A 15,722-nucleotide genomic window follows, 5' to 3' on the forward strand; every position below is an offset into this window, starting at 1 on the left:
ACAGGGTGCCGGGTCCCCACCTCCGACCGTTCGAGGCACTCGGCCGTGGATCAGTGGCGCGATCACCGTCACCCTCCGCGGGCGACCTCGTACCGTTTGTTGCGTCCGAGGCGGCGGTTACGCCAGGGTGCTCTGTCATGGACCGTGACTGGAGCCCCACCTTCCGTCCGACCCGCCGTCAACTCCTCGCCGCCGCAGGCGCCGTGCCCCTCGTGGGCGTGGCCCCCGCGGCGGTGGCACGACAGCGCACCGGCGCCCCCTCCCTGACCTTCACCCGGGCCACCAACGGCTCGGCGACACTCGCCGGCGACCAGTTGGTCGCCGAAGTGCAGGGCACCCTGTGGTCCCTGCCCCCAACCGGCGGTACGGCCCACCCCCTGACCCCGGCCGACCTGGAGCCCAACCGGCCCACCCACGCGCCGGACGGCGAGCTCATCGCCTTCTGCGCCTACCGGGATGGCGGATTCCACCTCTGGACCGTCCGCCCCGACGGCTCCGACCTGCGGCGCCGCACCGAAGGGCCCTGGGACGACCGCGGCCCGGCCTGGTCGCCCGACGGCACCCTGCTCGCCTTCTCCTCCGAACGCGGCGGCGACCCGGTCGCCGGCAGCCCGTACCGCATCCACGTCCTCGACCTGCGCACCGGCCGCATCACCCGCGTCACCGGCCTGACCGGCCAGGACGGCCCCCTCCAGGACGGAGCGTGGGAGGACTTCGACCCCACCTGGACACCGGACGGCACCCACATCCTGTTCGTCCGCGCGAAGACCGTCACCACCACCCTGGGTCTCACCGTGGAGGCCCGGACCATCGCCGCCGTCCGGGCCGACGGTCAGGGAGCGGTCGCCGTCCGGTACACCGAGTCCGAGGCCGCCCAGGTCATGACCCCCGCCGTGGCCCGGGACGGCCGCCTCGCCCACCTGCGCACGACCGCCGCCCCGAACGCCTCCTGCACCCTCGTCGTCGACGGCCACCCGGTCGCGCTCACCGGCGACCTCGCGCCGGTGCCCCCGCGCTGGACGCCCCGGGGCGAGCTGCTCCTCACCCTCGACGGCACCTTCACGCTCGTACGACCGGACAGCCCGGCGCACCCGGAGACCCTGCCCTTCGAGGGCACCCTGCCGGTGCGGCGGCCGCGGTACCGGACCAAGGAGTACGACCTGGGGGAGGGGCGGGCCCGTCCCGTGCGCGGCATTCATCTGCCGGCGCTCTCGCCCGACGGCCGGCAGATCGCCTTCGCCGCGCTCAACTCGCTCTGGCTGGCGGCGAGTTCGGGCGGGCGTCCGCCGCGGCGACTGCACACGGCCTCCTCCACCCGCTATCTGCTGGCCCCTTCGTGGGCGCCGGACGGGCAGTCGCTCGTGTATGCCGACGACCGCGACGGGCTGCTCGGCGTCTACCGGCACGATCTGGCCACCGGCGAGGAGGCCGCCCTCGCGACAGGGGGCCGGGTGCATCCGGCGCTGTCACCCGACGGGCAGCGGCTCGCCTGCCTCGACATGACCGGCCGGCTCCTCGTCCGCGACCTGGCCTCCGGCGAGGAACGCGTCCTGGCCGCGCCGCTGGGCGCCGGCGGACTGCCCGGCCGCCCCAGCTGGTCGCCGGACGGCCGCCACCTCGCCCTGTGCGACCGCAACCGGCTCAACTCGCGTTTCCGGGAGGGCTACAACCTCCTCCGGATCGTCGACGCCACTGACGGTGCGGACCGTTTGCACGCGGTGGCGCCCCACACCTCCGTCTCCGACCGCTACGACTCCGGACCGGTCTGGTCGCCCGACGGGCGCTGGATGGCGGTGATCGTGGAGTCCGCGCTGTGTCTGCTGCCGGTCGACCCCGACGGCACCCCGAACGGCGAACTCCGCACCCTCACCACCGAACCGGCCGACCACCCCTCCTGGTCCGCCGATTCCACCACCCTGCTCTACCTCTCCGCCGGACGCCTTCGCCTCATCGGTGTCGACGGCGGCCCCGCCCGCACCGTCCGCGTCCCCCTCGACGCGCCCAGACCCACACCCGCCGACGTCGTGGTGCGTGCCGGACGTCTGTGGGACGGCACCGGCGAGACGACCCGCGAGGACGTGGACATCGTGGTGAGCGGCGGACGGGTCACGGCGGTCGAGGCGCACCGATCGGGCCGCCGGGCCGCGCTCCACCGGGTCGACGCCTCCGGCCGGACCGTGATCCCCGGTCTGTGGGACACCCACACCCACCCCTGGCAGAGCACCTACGGCGGCCGCCAGACCGTCGGCCAGCTCACCTACGGCATCACCACGGCCGTCTCGCTGGGCGGCTTCGCCTACGAACAGGCCCGGCTGCGCGAGGCGGTGGCCACCGGACAGCTCGCCGGGCCCCGGCTGCTGACCACCGGCGAACTCCTCGACGGGGCGCGCGTCGCCTACAGCATGGGCCGCGCCCACCGGACCAGGGACGGACTGCTGCGCTCCCTGGAGCGGGGCGAGGCGCTGGACTGGGACTTCGTGAAGACGTATGTGCGGGCGCCGGCCTGGGTGATGGCGGAAGCGGCCCGTTTCGCCCACGAGCGGCTCGGTGTCCGCGCGGGAAGTCATCTGCTCTCGCCCGGCGTCGAGGTCGGCCAGGACCTGACGACCCATCTGCAGGCCACCCAGCGCGCCGAGTTCGGGCACGCCGTCACCGCGACGGGCCGCGCCTACCAGGACGTCGTGGAGATCTACACCGCGCGCGGGGTGCGTTTCTCGATGATCGCCACCCCGTTCACCGCCGTCCCCCTGCTCGGCGCGGACCCCGCCCTCGCCGAGGATCCCCGGGTCACGGTGGTGATGCCGCCGTGGGACTCGGCGACCGTCAAGCAGTCGGCCGGTGTCGCGCCCACCGCGGCCCAACTCGCCACCCTGCGCACGGAGACCGACGTCTACCGGCGGATCCTGGCCGCCGGCGGACTCGTCGCGCTCGGCACGGACCAGCCGCTCGTCCCCGTCGGCCTCTCCCTCCACCTCGGCCTGCGCGCCCTGCACCGCGGCGGCCTCTCCCCGGCCCAGGCCCTGCGCACGGCGACCGTCCTGCCCGCCCGTCTCTTCGGCCTCGACCGGGACCTCGGCACCGTGGAGGAGGGCAGGCTGGCGGACCTGACCGTCGTCGACGGCGATCCGTTCACGGACTTCGACACCCTCGTGCATACCGTCGCGGTACTGAGGGGCGGAGTGCCCTACACCACCGAGGAGTTGACCGCCGCATTCGAGCCGGCCGCCCGGAGCACGGTCGAAGCCGAGGAGGACTGGCTCGCGATGGGGAGGCTGATGCGCAGGGACGCCTGCTGCGACGCCCACTGAGCCGCAAGCCTCAGTGCGCCGCCCGAGCGGGGAGCACGGAAAGCAGGTGGGTGATCAACGGCGTCAGGTCCAGGCCGTCCCGCACGCAGTGATCTCCCGGGTGACCAGGTCACCGAGGGCGGCGGGCGCGGCCGTACCCGGCAGGTTGCCGACCTGGACGAGGGTGCCGCAGCGAGCCGTGGCCCGCAGCACGGGTCCGAGCGCGGCCGGGGCGCCGGACCCCTCGGCGCCCATGGCCCGGGCGACCGCGAGGGAGGAGGGCGCCAGGTCGGCGGCGTGCAGCGCGACGGCCAACAGCTCGGCTGGCGCCCCCTGTTGGGTGTCCACGCCGTCCGGGAGCGGACGGATCCGGGCGGCCGGTGACCGTCCGGTTGAACTCCGTTTTGGGGACTGGGGTGGAGCGGGGGGATCAGAGCTCGACGTGGCCGGCACGCAGGGCGGGGAGCCGGTCGGTGATCGCGGTGGTGAGGGTGTCGTCGTCCGCCAGGTCCGCGGCTCCGGCGGCCCGCAACAGGGCCGGTACCGGTTCCGGAGAGGCACTCAACGCCCAAGCTGCGAGGGCGAGTTCGAGGACCGGGGTCCGGGCACCGCGGGCGCGCAGCTCGCGCAGTGCGGGCAGCCAGCGCTCCCTGACCTTCAGCGGGCCGTCGGTGGCGATCTGCCGCAGCAGGTGCCGCATGGCGGGGTTGCGGAACCGCAGGACGAGATCGTCGGCGTAGGCGAGCGGATTCGGACCGCCGGCGGGGAGCGTCGGGGCGACCTCGGCGCACAGGGCCCGCACCAGACGCTCGCCCCAGTCGGTCGCCATGGTCTCGGCGACGGTGGTCAGCCCGGCGGCGGCACCCAGGTGGGCGAGAGCGGAGTGGGAGCCGTTCAGCATGCGTAGTTTGGTGAGTTGATACGGCGTCACGTCGGGAACGAACAGGGCCCCGTCCCGCTCCCAGGGTGGCCGCGGCGCGGCGAAGGAGTCCTCCAGGACCCACTGCCGGTACGGCTCGGCGGTGACGGCCAGGGCGTCGGGCATCCCGAGCGCTTCCCGGGCCGCCGCCAGGTCGGCCTCCCCGGTCGCGGGCACGATCCGGTCCACGACCGTCGCCGGGAAGGCGACGGCCTCGGCCATCCGGTCCAGGACCGCCGCGCGGTCGGGCCAGCTCGACGCCCGTACGAAGTCGTGCACGACCCGCGCCGACGCGGCCCCGTTGTCCGCCATGTTGTCGCAGGACACGACACTGATCGGTGGGGCGCCTGCCCGCATCCGGGCCGCCAGTCCGGTGGCCAGCCGTCCCACCACCGTGGTGAGCGGCCCCGCGGGGTCCGCCGCGAGGTCGGCGGCGACGGCGACGGCGTCCGTGTCCAGCCCGCCGGCCAGCGGCGACCGGTGATATCCCTTCTCGGTCACCGTCAGCGTCACGACCGTCACCTCGGGGTCGGTGAGCAGGGCGTCGACGGCCTTGGCGTCCGGGCCCATGGCCAGCGCGCCGACGATCGAGCCGACGATCCGCGTGCGGTTGCCCTCCGGCCGCCGTTCGGTGAGGGAGTACAGACAGTCCTGATCCCGCAGGGCGGCTACCACGTCCGTCGAGTGGGGTGCCACGGCGGTGATGCCCCACGGTTCGCCGGCGTGCTCGGTGTAGACGGCCTGGTGTGCGCGATGGAAGGCGCCGAGGCCGAAGTGGACGAGGCGGGTGCGCAGGTGGGCCGGGTCGACCGAGGGGCGCAGCCCGGCGGGGAGGCGGGAGACCGTCGTACGGTTCAGTGGCGCGCTCACCAGTCGTGCACCGAGCCGTCGAGGCGGCGTGCGACCGGGAGATAGCGCCGCTGGTAGGGGAAGCGTTCGGCGGCCTTGTCGTCGTACTCGACGCCCAGACCCGGCTCCTCGGAGGGGTGCAGCATGCCGTCGGCGAAGGTCACGCCCGTGTGGAACACCTCGGCGGTCTCGGCGGGGTGACCCATGTACTCCTGGATGCCGAAGTTCGGTACGGCGAGGTCCAGATGGACGGCGGCGGCCATGCTGACCGGGGAGAGGTCGGTCGCCCCGTGGGAGCCGGTGCGCACCTGGTGGAGTGCCGCGAGGTCGAAGATGCGGCGCAGGTGCGTGATGCCGCCCGCGTGCACGACGGTCGTGCGGACGTAGTCGATGAGCTGCTGGGTGATCAGGTGCTGGACGTCCCAGATCGAGTTCATCACCTCGCCCACCGCGATCGGTGTGGTGGTGTGCTCGCGGATGAGGCGGAAGGACTCCTGGTTCTCGGCCGGGGTCGGGTCCTCCATCCAGAACAGCCGGCACGCCTCGACACTCCTGCCGAAGCGTGCCGCCTCGATCGGGGTCAGCCGGTGGTGCACGTCGTGCAGGAGGTGGAAGCCGAAGCCGAACCGTTCGCGCACGGCCTCCAGATAGGAGGGCGCGAAACCGAGGTAGGCCTCGGTGTCCCAGGGCTGCTCCTCGGGCAGGTCGGTGGCGGCGGGCTCGTACACCGCGCCCTTGCGCACGCCGTACGTCCCCCCGACGCCGGGCACGGCGGCCTGTGCGCGGACGGCCCGGTAGCCCAGCTCCAGATAGCGCTGGACGTCGTCCAGCAGGGAGGGCACGTCGGTGCCGCTGGCGTGGGAGTAGACGAGGACGCCGTCGCGGGAGCGGCCGCCGAGCAGCTGGTAGACGGGCAGCCCGGCCACCTTGCCCTTGATGTCCCACAGCGCGGTGTCCACGGCGGAGATCGCGGTCATGGTCACCGGGCCGCGCCGCCAGTAGGCGCCCTTGTAGAGGTACTGCCACATGTCCTCGATGCGGGCCGGGTCCCGGCCGATCAGCAGCGGGACCGCGTGGTCGCTCAGATAGCTCGCGACGGCCAGCTCGCGTCCGTTGAGGGTGGCGTCGCCGAGTCCGGTCACCCCGTCGCTGGTGGTGATACGCAATGTGACGAAGGTGCGCCCGGGGGACGCGACGAGCACCTCGGCCCGCTCGATCGTACTCACTTGCGGCTCCCGTCCTGTCGTACAGTACTTGTATACAAGCATCCGTCGCGCAGCCCGGCAAGGCCCTCTCGGCTGCGCTTCAGGGGCCGGAGCGCTACGTAGGATGGGCACATGGCTCAATCGAACGGGCGGCGGACGAGTCGGCGCGACATCTATCTCAGGCTGCGTCAGATGGTCCTGACCCTTGACCTCGCCCCGGGCGCCGCCCTCTCGGAGAACGAGCTCGCCGCGTCCCTCGGCGTCAGCCGCACCCCGGTGCGGGAGAGCCTGATCCTGCTGGCCCAGGAGGGGCTGGTGCAGGTCTTCCCGAAGATCGGGTCGTTCGTGTCCCGGGTGGACCCGGCGCGGGTCGCCGACGCGCAGTTCCTGCGGGAGGCCGTGGAACTCGCCTCCCTGGAGGACCTGCCCGAGCGGCTCGACGCCGAGGTCGTCGAGGAGCTGCGGGACAACCTCGAACGGCAGCGCGGCACGGGCCTGGACCTGGAGGAGTTCTTCGCCCTGGACGAGGCATTCCACCAGGGCCTGATGCGGCTGAGCGGGCACGGCAACGTGTGGACCACGGTCGCCGCCGCCAAGGGTCACCTCGACCGGGCCCGGCGGCTCGGCCTGCACGAGAACGAGTCACCGGCCGTCTTCGCCGACCAGCACCACGAGATCCTCGCCGCCGTCGTCGGCGGTGACGTCGCCCTCGCCCGCACCGCCATGCGCGCCCATCTGCGGGCCGTCTTCGACGACATCGAGCGCATCCGCGCGCATTCACCCGAACTCTTCGTCACCGGCACCCCGACCGTCCCGGTGCGCCGCAACATCGTCGTCTGGGAGTGACCCCTTCCGCTCAAGGCCCGATCTTCACCACCCGGGCCCAGGCGGGCGGCGCGAGAGGTACGTAGTCCGGGTCCTCCTCGTCCCACGAACCACCCGACCGGGAGAACAGCCCCACCACGGTCCGGCAGGCCGGTCGGGCCTCCGGCCACGGTGTCTGCCCGTCGGTCAGGGCCACGACGACATCGGGGCGCGGACGCGTCCGCAGCGCCGTGGCGAAGCCGGTGCGCAGGTCCGTACCCCCGCCGCCGAGCAGCGGGATGCCCTCGCCGCGGCACAGGGGGTGCGCGATCCGGGCCGCCGCGTCGCACGGCACCACCGTGACCAGGTCGCGCCGGCCGCCCACGGCACGGGAGATCGCGGCCACCTCCAGCAGGGCGCTGCCCAGTTCGGCGTCGCTGACCGAACCGGACGTGTCGATGATCACCGACACCCGGGGCGGACGGCGCCGCAGACTCGGCAGCACCACCCCGGGCACCCCCGCCGAGCGCCGCGCCGGACGGCCGTAGGAGTAGTCCTCGCCCGCACCGCCCCCGGACGCCGCCGACCGCACCGCGGCACCCAGCAACTCCCGCCACGGCTGCGGCGGATGGAACGCCTCCTCGGCCCACCGCCGCCAGCCCTCCGGCGCGTGGCCCGGGCGGCCCTTGATCCCCTGCGCCACCCGATAGCGCACCCCGTCCTGTTCCTGCCGGCTCAGCGCGTGCGCCCCGTCGGGGCCCAGCTCCCACTCCCGCTCCAGCCCGTCGGCGCCGCTGCCGCAGTCCAGCCAGGCCATCTCCTGCAGCCGCGGACCGAGCCGGAACAGGCGCAGGTAGTCCTCCATGAGCTGTCCCGCGGGCAGCTGCAACAGCCCTGGGTGGGCGGCGCCCCGGGGCCAGGCCAGCCCGTCGCCGTAGATGTCGTCGTTGATCTCGAAGTCCGCTGCGATGTTCATGCGCAGCCGCTCGCCCGGTCCGGACAGCCCGAGCTCCTTCGCGACCCGGTCGCTGCGCCCGTGATGGTCGCGCAGCAGGTGTGACACCTCGTGCACCCACACCCCGGCCAGCTCCTCCACCGGCATCCGGTCCACGAACCCCGGTGAGACGTAGCACCGCCAGTACCGGTCCACGGACATCGTCGGCACCTGCCGTGACTCCACGGTGTGCAGCGCGAACAGGGCCGTCGCCAGATAGGGGCGGGCGCGGGCGGCCTGCAGCCGGGCCGCGTAGAGCTTGTCGAAATCCAGCGCCCCCGACTCAGGGTCCGGCGCCCCCGGCGCCCCGGTGGTCATCGCCGCCCCGGCTTAGCCGCCACCGTCCGGGCCGCCGCCCGGTCCGCCCGCCGGGAGAGGGTCACCACACCGGCCAACTGCTCGATCGACTCGGGCACTTCCCAGCCCTGCTGCCGCAGCGAGGCGAGCGTGGTCGCGGGGACGACGACCAGGTCGGGCGCGCCGGTCTCCACGGCCCGCACGAGCAGCGCCCACGCGGCGTCCCAGCGGGACCGGTCCGGCCGGGCGCGCACCGCGGCCACCACACCGTCCAGTGCGGCCTGACGCAGATCGCCCCGCTCGGGCAGGACGGCCCCCGCCGGGTCCGCGAGCAACACCTCCGGATCGGGGAGGTCCATACGGTCCACACTCGCCAGCAGCTCCAGCCCCGGCCCGTCACCCACGGTTCCGCGGACCAGAAGGGACAGCACGTCCCGCGAGGAACCGGCGGCGGTCGCGAACGCGATCAGCCGCAGCGTCATCTCCCAACTGCGCGGCGACGGCCAGGCACCGCCCCGCCTGGTCTCGCTGCCCGGCAACTGGTGCACCAGCTTCGGCCGGGCGGCCAGCAGCCCGCACACCGCACGGCGGGCGAAGTCCACGGCGTCGGCCAGCAGTTCGGGATCGAGCCGCGGCAGCGTCGCGACGGGCCAGGTGCCGCCCAGGCCGCGGACGACGACCTCGTGGTCGTGGGTCCACTGCAGATGCACGAACCGGTTGGCCAGCGGCGGGCTCAGCTCCCAGCCGTCGGCGGCCGAGGAACGCGGGTTGGCCGCGGCCACGATCCGTACACCGGGCGGCAGTTGGAGCGCTCCGATGCGCCGCTCCAGCACCAGCCGGAGCAGCGCGGCCTGCACGGCGGGCGGCGCGGTGGACAGCTCGTCCAGGAACAGCAGTCCGCGCCCGGCCCGCACCAGCCGCACGGCCCAGTCCGGCGGGGCCATCGGCACGCCCTGCTCGGCGGGATCGTCGCCGACGATGGGCAGTCCGGAGAAGTCGGAGGGCTCGTGCACGCTGGCGATCACCGTGGTGAGCGGGAGGTCCAGGGCGGCGGCGAGCTGGGTCAGGGCGGCGGTCTTGCCGATCCCCGGCTCACCCCACAGCAGGACCGGCAGATCGGCGGCGACGGCCAGGGTCAGGGCCTCCAGCTGGATGTCGGGCCGGGGTTCGGTGGTGTTCGCGCGCAGGAGCGTCAACAGCTCGTCTGCGACGTCGAGTTGGGCGGTGGTGGAAGACGGCATGGATCATCACCTTTTCAAGTCGGATTGGCATCGTGGGAGGGCTCGGCGAAACCCGGGACGGTGTCCCGTCAGCGGAGCAGGCAGTCGCGTGGGTGCGAGCGATAGGTCCCGGGGCGGGGCACACGCGGGCGCATCCGTCCGGGTGGCGGGCCGATGAGCCCCGCCCGGTAGAGGCCGTACGTGATCCGCCGCCGCGCCGCGTCCTCCAGCGCGTCCCGCAGGGCGCCCTCGCGCAGCACCGCGTCCGGGCCCAACAGGCCCTCCACGACGGCCAGCGCGCCGGCGGTGTCGCCATGGTCGAGACGTTCGCGGACGCCGGCGAGACAGTCGGGGCGGCGGTGGGCCCGGTCGATGGCCTGGAGGCAGGGCAGGGGCGTGCCGGTCAGCGCGGCCAGCAGCTCCTCGCGGCGGATCTCGGCCGGGTCGTGGTCCAGCGGTGCCAGCACGCCGTCGACGAGGCCGATACGATGCCGGGCTCCCCGGCACTCCACGACGTGCGCCCGGGCGGTCCACTCCTCGTCAGCGGCCGGGGTGACGGGTGACCACTCCGGTACGAGCGCCCGGGCGACGAGCGGATGCAGCCGATCGGCGTCGATCGCACCAGCTCGGACCAGTTCGAGGTCGGGCAGCACCCAGGTCGCGGCGTCGGGCAGGACCGGCAGCCCCGAACCACCGCCTTCGGCCACCTCCGCGACACGCCAAGCGGAAGGCCCGGCACCGCCCGCGTCCGTGACAACGCGCAGCACCAGCCGGCACCGACGCGCGATCCGTACCAGGACGGCCCCCGCCCCCGGGTCCCCGCCCCGGCCGTCGGCCAGGAGCAGCGCCCCCGCTTCCGCCGCCCACCGGTCGACGGCGCACGGGTGCTCGAGCGCCACCGCCCGCAGAGCCTCCGGACACGGACGCCCGTCATGGTGGCGATCCGCACCGCAACGTGCCCGCAGCTCGCCCGCCCTGCGCGCATCCCACAGATGACGATGCAGGTCCAGACGGAACCGCGGGCTGGGGTGAGGATGCGGATGACGGCAATCGTCGGCGTCCGGCCGGGAACCGTCCCACAGGCCGAGGCTGATTCGCTGACCGGCGTCAGCCCAGGCGGGCGGGGTCCGGACCACGAGATGCAGGGGACGGGGGCGGCCCGGGAGCTCGTAGCGGGCCAGCGTGATCGTCAGCGCCGGGCGCAGCAGTCCGTCCGGGGCGATCCTCGGCATGTGCCAGCGCAGCAGGTCGGGTGCCAGATGCCGTAGATCCGCGCGGAGTCGGGCCGCGAGGTCACGGCCGTGGACACGGGCAACGGAACGCAGGTCGAGATCGACGTCGACGCGCGCGGCGGCGCACGCGCCTGCCCAGTCCCCGGCGAGGCGGCGGGCGGTCGCGGTCTCGATCATGGCGGGCGGCACGGCGAACTCGCGCACGCGCAGCCACAGGGAGAGGCGGGAATCCCCGTTCGCGAAGTGGGGGTGAGTGGCCATCAGCACTCACCTGACGCGGACGGGACCCCCAATCTGTCAGCAGAAGGAGTCATCGCCGGGAGCGTAGCCTCCGGCCATCGCGACCCGCCAACGCTTTTTCGTGTGTGTGCGTTAGGCTGATCCTACTGCTTGAAATATCAAACAGATGGGTGATGGGTGCCGCGCGCCCGGATCGAGGTCGGTTCCATGCATGTCGTCATCAGCGGTTCATCGGGGCTGATCGGCGGTGCCCTCGCCGCGTCGCTGCTCGCCGACGGTCACCGGGTGACCCGGCTGGTCCGCCGGGAGCCGCAGGTCCGGGCCGACGGGAGCGAGGAGGCGCGCTGGGAGCCGCGGGCCGGTGGCGTGGATCCGGCGGTGCTGGACGGGGCCGACGCCGTCGTCGGGCTCGCCGGGGCGGGGATCGGCGACCGGCGCTGGACGGCCGCGTACAAGGCACGGATCCGGGAGAGCCGGGTACGCGGCACCGGCGCCCTCGCCACGGCGATCGGCGACTGCGCGAAGCCCCCGGCGGTGTTCGTGTCGGGCTCCGCGGTCGGTTACTACGGCGAGACCGGCCAGGACGTCGTGGACGAGTCCGCGCTGCCGGGCCAGGACTTCCTGGCCGGTGTGTGCCAGGAGTGGGAGGCGGCGGCCGGCGGTGCACGGGCGGCCGGGACACGGGTGGTGACCACCCGGTTCGGGATCGTCGTGTCGGCGAAGGGCGGTGCGATGGGACAGCTGCTGCCACTGGCCCGGGCGGGACTCGGCGGCCGGCTGGGCGACGGACACCAGTACTGGAGCTATATCGCGCTGCCCGACACGGTCCGTGCCCTGCGGCACCTCATCGACAGCGAGACGGTCGCCGGCCCGGTCAACATGACCACCCCGCACCCCGCGACCAACCGCGACATCACCGCCGCCATCGGCAGGGCGCTGCACCGCCCCACGATCCTGCCCGTCCCCGCCTTCGCCCTCCGTCTGGCCCTGGGCGAGTTCGCCGACGGCATCCTGATGAGCCAGCGCGTGCTGCCGGCCCGCCTCCTGGAATCCGGGTTCACCTTCGAACACCCGACGTTCGAGGAGGCCGTGACGGCGGCCGTTCGCTGAGGCGTCCGCCGGGGGGTCCCCGCCCGCCGCATGGTGACGCAGCTCCCTGGGCTGCCGCCGAATGCGGTGGCCGTGCCCCCGCGCGGGGCCCAACCTCGGCGTTCGTGAACGACAACGGACCGGACGACACCCAGGCCGACGCGCGCGTGACCTGCCGCCGGGGCAGGAAGACCGCCCTCGCCCCGCTCGAGACCGACGACGCCGAACACCTCCAGCGGTGGAGGTCCGACCCGGTCGCCGCCCATGAGATCGGTGTCTGGCCGCGCTCCCTGTCCTGGCTGCGCGAACGCGTCGAGCGGGACATCGACGACGTGGACCGCGACGACCCACTCGTCCTGCCGCCCGACGGCACCCCGATCGGCTACACCGCCCCCATCGACCAGGACCTGGCCGACGGCACGGCGGAGGCGGTCCTGATGCTGGCGCCGGAACACCGAGGCAGTGGACATGGCACCGACGCCCTCGACACGCTCGTCGACCTCGCCTTCGGTGAACTGCGGCTGCACCGCGTCACCTACGAAGGCGTGGACGAACGGCCCCGCGACGGCAGCCGCCCGCCCGCCGACCTCGCGGCCCTGGTCTCCGGCGGCCGGCTACGCGTCACACCCATCGTCCACGAGGACTTCCTGCCCGCTCCGCCGCCGGGATCTTCCAGTCCAACCTCAGCGGCGAGGGCTCCCTGGACAACGCACGGGAGGGCATCGCCTGCGACGCCGCCTGGTTGTCCGGTGCCGTCGGGCGCGAGGTCCTGGAGCCCTTCACCCTCTACGAACAGCAGCAGAACCGGTCCCCTTGGACCGGGCCACCCTCGAACTGGGTCTCACCGGCCTCTGGAGCTGAGGCGGCTCACCCGCTTCTGGCGAGGATGCTCAGCGCGTTCGCGGCGACGACCGCACCGATGCCCGCCCACTCCGCCCACCCCGGACGCTGCCCGAGAGCGACCAGGCCGACGACGGCGGCCAGGACCGGGTTGACGCTCATGAACAGGCCGAACGCCTCCGCCGGGACCCGGCGGAGGGTGAACAGGTCCGCCAGATAGGGCACCGCCGAGGACAGCACCCCGGCCGCCACGGCGCACCCCACCGCCGAGGCCGTCGGCGGCTGCCGCAGCACCACCACCACACCGACCGGCAGGAACAGCACGGCGGACACGCCGGCCGCCGCCGCGGATCCCTGGGCGCCGGGGACCCGTCGGCCGACCGTCCGGTTGAGCAGGATGTACGAGGCCCAGCAGACGGCGGCGAGGAGACCGAGCCCGAGGCCGACGTAGTCCGTCGAGGGCCGCGGGCGCATCAGTGTGACGGCCCCGGCCGCCGCGATCACCGCGCAGCAGGCGTCCACCCGGCGCCGCGCGCCGGCCAGCGCGACGGTGAGCGGGCCGAGGAACTCCAGCGTCACCGCGAGCCCGAGACCGATCCGGTCGATGGCGGTGTACAGCGACAGGTTCATCGTGCCGAACACCACGGCCAGCAGCAGTACCGGCTGCCACTGCCGCCAGGTGAAGGTCCGCAGGCGGGGCCGGCCGACGGCCAGGAGGACGAGCGCGGCGACGTACTGCCGGACCGCCACCACCCCCAGTGGACCGAGCACCGGGAAGGCGAGGGAGCCGATCGCCGCACCGGTCTGGTTCGACAGACCGCTGGCGACCATGGCGACGACGCCCGCGAACGGCCGCGAGGAGGGGCGGGCCGGGGCGGAGGCCGTGCGGGCCGGCGGGAGCGTGCGTACGGGTCGCATGGGCCGATGATGGGACGAGCCGGTGTATGCGCAAAATGCGTATGGTGCTCGATCCATACGCTGGAGTCATGGATGTGGAGCTGAGGCAGTTGCGGTGCCTCGTCGCGATCGTCGACGAGGGCACCTTCACCGACGCGGCCATCGCCCTGGACGTCTCCCAGGCGGCCGTGTCCCGCACGCTGGCCTCGCTGGAACGGTCCCTGGGGGTACGGCTGCTCCGGCGCACCTCGCGCGAGGTGACGCCCACCGCAGCGGGGTTGAGGGTGCTGGCGCACGCCCGGCGGGTGCTCGGCGAGGTCTCCGAACTCGTCCGCGCGGCGACCTCGGACCACACCAGCCTGCGGATCGGTTACGCCTGGTCGGCGGTCGGCCGGCACACCGCGGCCTTCCAGCGCCGCTGGGCCGCGGCCCACCCCGAGACCGACCTGCACCTGGTCCGGGTCAACACCGCGACGGCCGGACTGGCCGAGGGCAGCTGCGAACTCGCCGTCGTACGCAGGCCGTTGGGCGACGACCGGCGCTTCGACACCGCCATCGTGGGCCTGGAGCGACGGCTGTGCGCCCTGGCCGCGGACGACCCGCTCGCCCGGCGCCGTTCAGTGCGGCTCGCCGACCTCAGCGATCGCACGCTGCTCGTCGACCGGCGCACCGGCACGACCACCGCCGACCTGTGGCCGCCCGACGCCCGCCCGGCCACCGAGGAGACCCACGACGTCGACGACTGGCTCAACGTCATCGCCGGGGGCCGGCGCATCGGCATGACGGCCGAGTCCACCGCCCACCAGTACCCCCGCCCCGGCGTGGTCTACCGGCCCGTCCGTGACGCCGAGCCCATCGCCGTACGGCTGGCCTGGTGGCACGACGACCCCCACCCGGCGACCCCGGCGGCCATCGAACTGCTCACGGAGCTGTACCGGGACGGCTGAGCGACGGCGCGGACGGTGCTGTAGCGCCGTCCGCGCCGCCTTTCCGGTCCCGTCAGCTCGTGGCCCGAACCGCGTCGCGGATCAGCGCGGCGACCTCCTCGGACCGGGAGACGGCGACCGCGTGCGAGGCGCCCTCCAGCTCGACGGTCGTCGCCCCGGCGCGCTTGGCGCCGAAGCGCTCCACCTCCGGGTTGATCGCCTCGTCCGCGCCCGCCACCAGGGCCCAGGACGGCTTGGTCTTCCACGCGGCGGCCGAGGCCGGCTCGGTGAACGACGAGGCGGCCAGCGGGCGCTGCGACACCGCCAGCGTCTTGGTGACCGGGGCCGGGACGTCGGCGGCGAAGATGCCGGGGAACGCCTCGGCCTGGATGGTGACCTCGACCGCGGGCTCCCCGCCCTCGACCGGGTACGTCCACTCCTTGAGGTTGCTGCTCAGCGGCGAGAGCGGGAAGCGCCCCTGCAGCTCGCCCAGGCTCTCGCCCTCCTCGGGCACGTAGGCCGCGACGTAGACCAGGCCGACGACGTTCTCCACGGCACCGGCCACGGTGATGACCGCGCCGCCGTAGGAGTGCCCCACGAGGACGACCGGGCCGTCGATCTGCTCGGCCACGGAGGCGATGTAGGCGGCGTCGGCGGCCAGCCCGCGCAGCGGGTTCGGGGGCGCGATCACGGGGATGCCCTGGTTCTGCAGCTCCGCGACGACACCGGCCCAGCTGCCGGCGTCGGCGAAGGCGCCGTGCACGAGAAGGGCGGTGGGTGTGGTGGTCATGTCGGCTGTCTCCCGGCTCAGTTGGTGTGGAGGGCCGCGCGCAGGGTGGCGACGGCCTGGTTGATGGCGGCCTCGGCGGCGTGGGTCTCGCGCAGGGCGTTGAGCATCACGAAGTCGTGGATGATGCCCTGGT

Annotated in this window: 12 protein-coding genes and 2 pseudogenes; 5 read left to right on the forward strand and 9 right to left on the reverse strand. The window is 73.9% G+C overall.

Annotated elements, in window-relative coordinates; translation table 11 throughout:
- Window positions 1–137 precede the first annotated feature (137 nt).
- Window positions 138–3,308, forward strand: coding sequence for an amidohydrolase family protein (locus tag ABZZ74_RS39375; protein ID WP_356773461.1), 3,171 nt, complete (start codon window positions 138–140; stop codon window positions 3,306–3,308).
- A gap of 63 nt (window positions 3,309–3,371) precedes the next feature.
- Here ABZZ74_RS39375 and ABZZ74_RS39380 read toward each other — a convergent pair whose 3' ends face one another.
- The 3 genes from ABZZ74_RS39380 to manD form a co-directional block, all read right to left on the reverse strand.
- Entirely contained in the window at window positions 3,372–3,635 is a 264-nt protein-coding gene (locus ABZZ74_RS39380; protein WP_356773463.1) for a hypothetical protein, read from the reverse strand.
- An 82-nt stretch (window positions 3,636–3,717) separates the two neighbouring features.
- Window positions 3,718–5,076: a mannitol dehydrogenase family protein gene (locus ABZZ74_RS39385; RefSeq protein WP_356773465.1), complete on the reverse strand. Its 1,359-nt coding sequence runs from the start codon at window positions 5,074–5,076 to the stop codon at window positions 3,718–3,720.
- Window positions 5,073–6,281, reverse strand: a complete 1,209-nt coding sequence (gene manD / locus ABZZ74_RS39390) for a D-mannonate dehydratase ManD (RefSeq protein ID WP_356773468.1) — start codon at window positions 6,279–6,281, stop codon at window positions 5,073–5,075. Before manD ends, ABZZ74_RS39385 begins: the two co-directional genes overlap by 4 nt.
- Window positions 6,282–6,392: 111 nt before the next feature.
- On the opposite strand from manD, the gene ABZZ74_RS39395 reads away from it, so the two are divergent.
- A complete protein-coding gene (locus ABZZ74_RS39395) occupies window positions 6,393–7,106 on the forward strand; it encodes a GntR family transcriptional regulator (RefSeq protein WP_356773470.1) in 714 nt (237 codons plus the stop codon).
- A gap of 10 nt (window positions 7,107–7,116) precedes the next feature.
- On the opposite strand, the gene ABZZ74_RS39400 is transcribed toward ABZZ74_RS39395, so the two are convergent.
- From ABZZ74_RS39400 to ABZZ74_RS39410, 3 genes are all read right to left on the reverse strand, one after another.
- Complete coding sequence (locus tag ABZZ74_RS39400; RefSeq protein ID WP_356773472.1) at window positions 7,117–8,376, reverse strand: VWA-like domain-containing protein; 1,260 nt, start codon at window positions 8,374–8,376, stop codon at window positions 7,117–7,119.
- Complete coding sequence (locus tag ABZZ74_RS39405) at window positions 8,373–9,596, reverse strand: AAA family ATPase (protein ID WP_356773474.1); 1,224 nt, start codon at window positions 9,594–9,596, stop codon at window positions 8,373–8,375. The genes ABZZ74_RS39400 and ABZZ74_RS39405 overlap by 4 nt, the downstream gene beginning before the upstream one ends.
- A 68-nt stretch (window positions 9,597–9,664) precedes the next feature.
- On the reverse strand, window positions 9,665–11,068 hold the full coding sequence (locus tag ABZZ74_RS39410) for a hypothetical protein (RefSeq protein WP_356773476.1): 1,404 nt from the start codon (window positions 11,066–11,068) through the stop codon (window positions 9,665–9,667).
- A gap of 186 nt (window positions 11,069–11,254) precedes the next feature.
- On the opposite strand from ABZZ74_RS39410, the gene ABZZ74_RS39415 reads away from it, so the two are divergent.
- On the forward strand, window positions 11,255–12,157 hold the full coding sequence (locus ABZZ74_RS39415) for a TIGR01777 family oxidoreductase (protein ID WP_356773478.1): 903 nt from the start codon (window positions 11,255–11,257) through the stop codon (window positions 12,155–12,157).
- Window positions 12,158–12,303: 146 nt separating this feature from the next.
- Window positions 12,304–12,615, forward strand: a pseudogene (locus tag ABZZ74_RS39420) (GNAT family N-acetyltransferase); the annotation flags it as partial.
- A gap of 388 nt (window positions 12,616–13,003) precedes the next feature.
- On the opposite strand, the gene ABZZ74_RS39425 reads toward ABZZ74_RS39420, so the two are convergent.
- A complete protein-coding gene (locus tag ABZZ74_RS39425; RefSeq protein ID WP_356773486.1) occupies window positions 13,004–13,807 on the reverse strand; it encodes an EamA family transporter in 804 nt (267 codons plus the stop codon).
- 155 nt (window positions 13,808–13,962) lie between these two features.
- On the opposite strand from ABZZ74_RS39425, the gene ABZZ74_RS39430 reads away from it, so the two are divergent.
- A complete protein-coding gene (locus ABZZ74_RS39430) occupies window positions 13,963–14,820 on the forward strand; it encodes a LysR family transcriptional regulator (RefSeq protein ID WP_356773480.1) in 858 nt (285 codons plus the stop codon).
- 52 nt (window positions 14,821–14,872) lie between these two features.
- On the opposite strand, the gene ABZZ74_RS39435 is transcribed toward ABZZ74_RS39430, so the two are convergent.
- Window positions 14,873–15,589, reverse strand: a complete 717-nt coding sequence (locus ABZZ74_RS39435; protein WP_356773482.1) for an alpha/beta hydrolase — start codon at window positions 15,587–15,589, stop codon at window positions 14,873–14,875.
- 17 nt (window positions 15,590–15,606) lie between these two features.
- Window positions 15,607–15,722 (reverse strand): annotated as a pseudogene (locus ABZZ74_RS39440) (esterase); the annotation flags it as partial.

The organism is Streptomyces sp. NPDC006476 (assembly GCF_040612015.1).
Lineage (GTDB): Bacteria > Actinomycetota > Actinomycetes > Streptomycetales > Streptomycetaceae > Streptomyces > Streptomyces griseorubiginosus_B.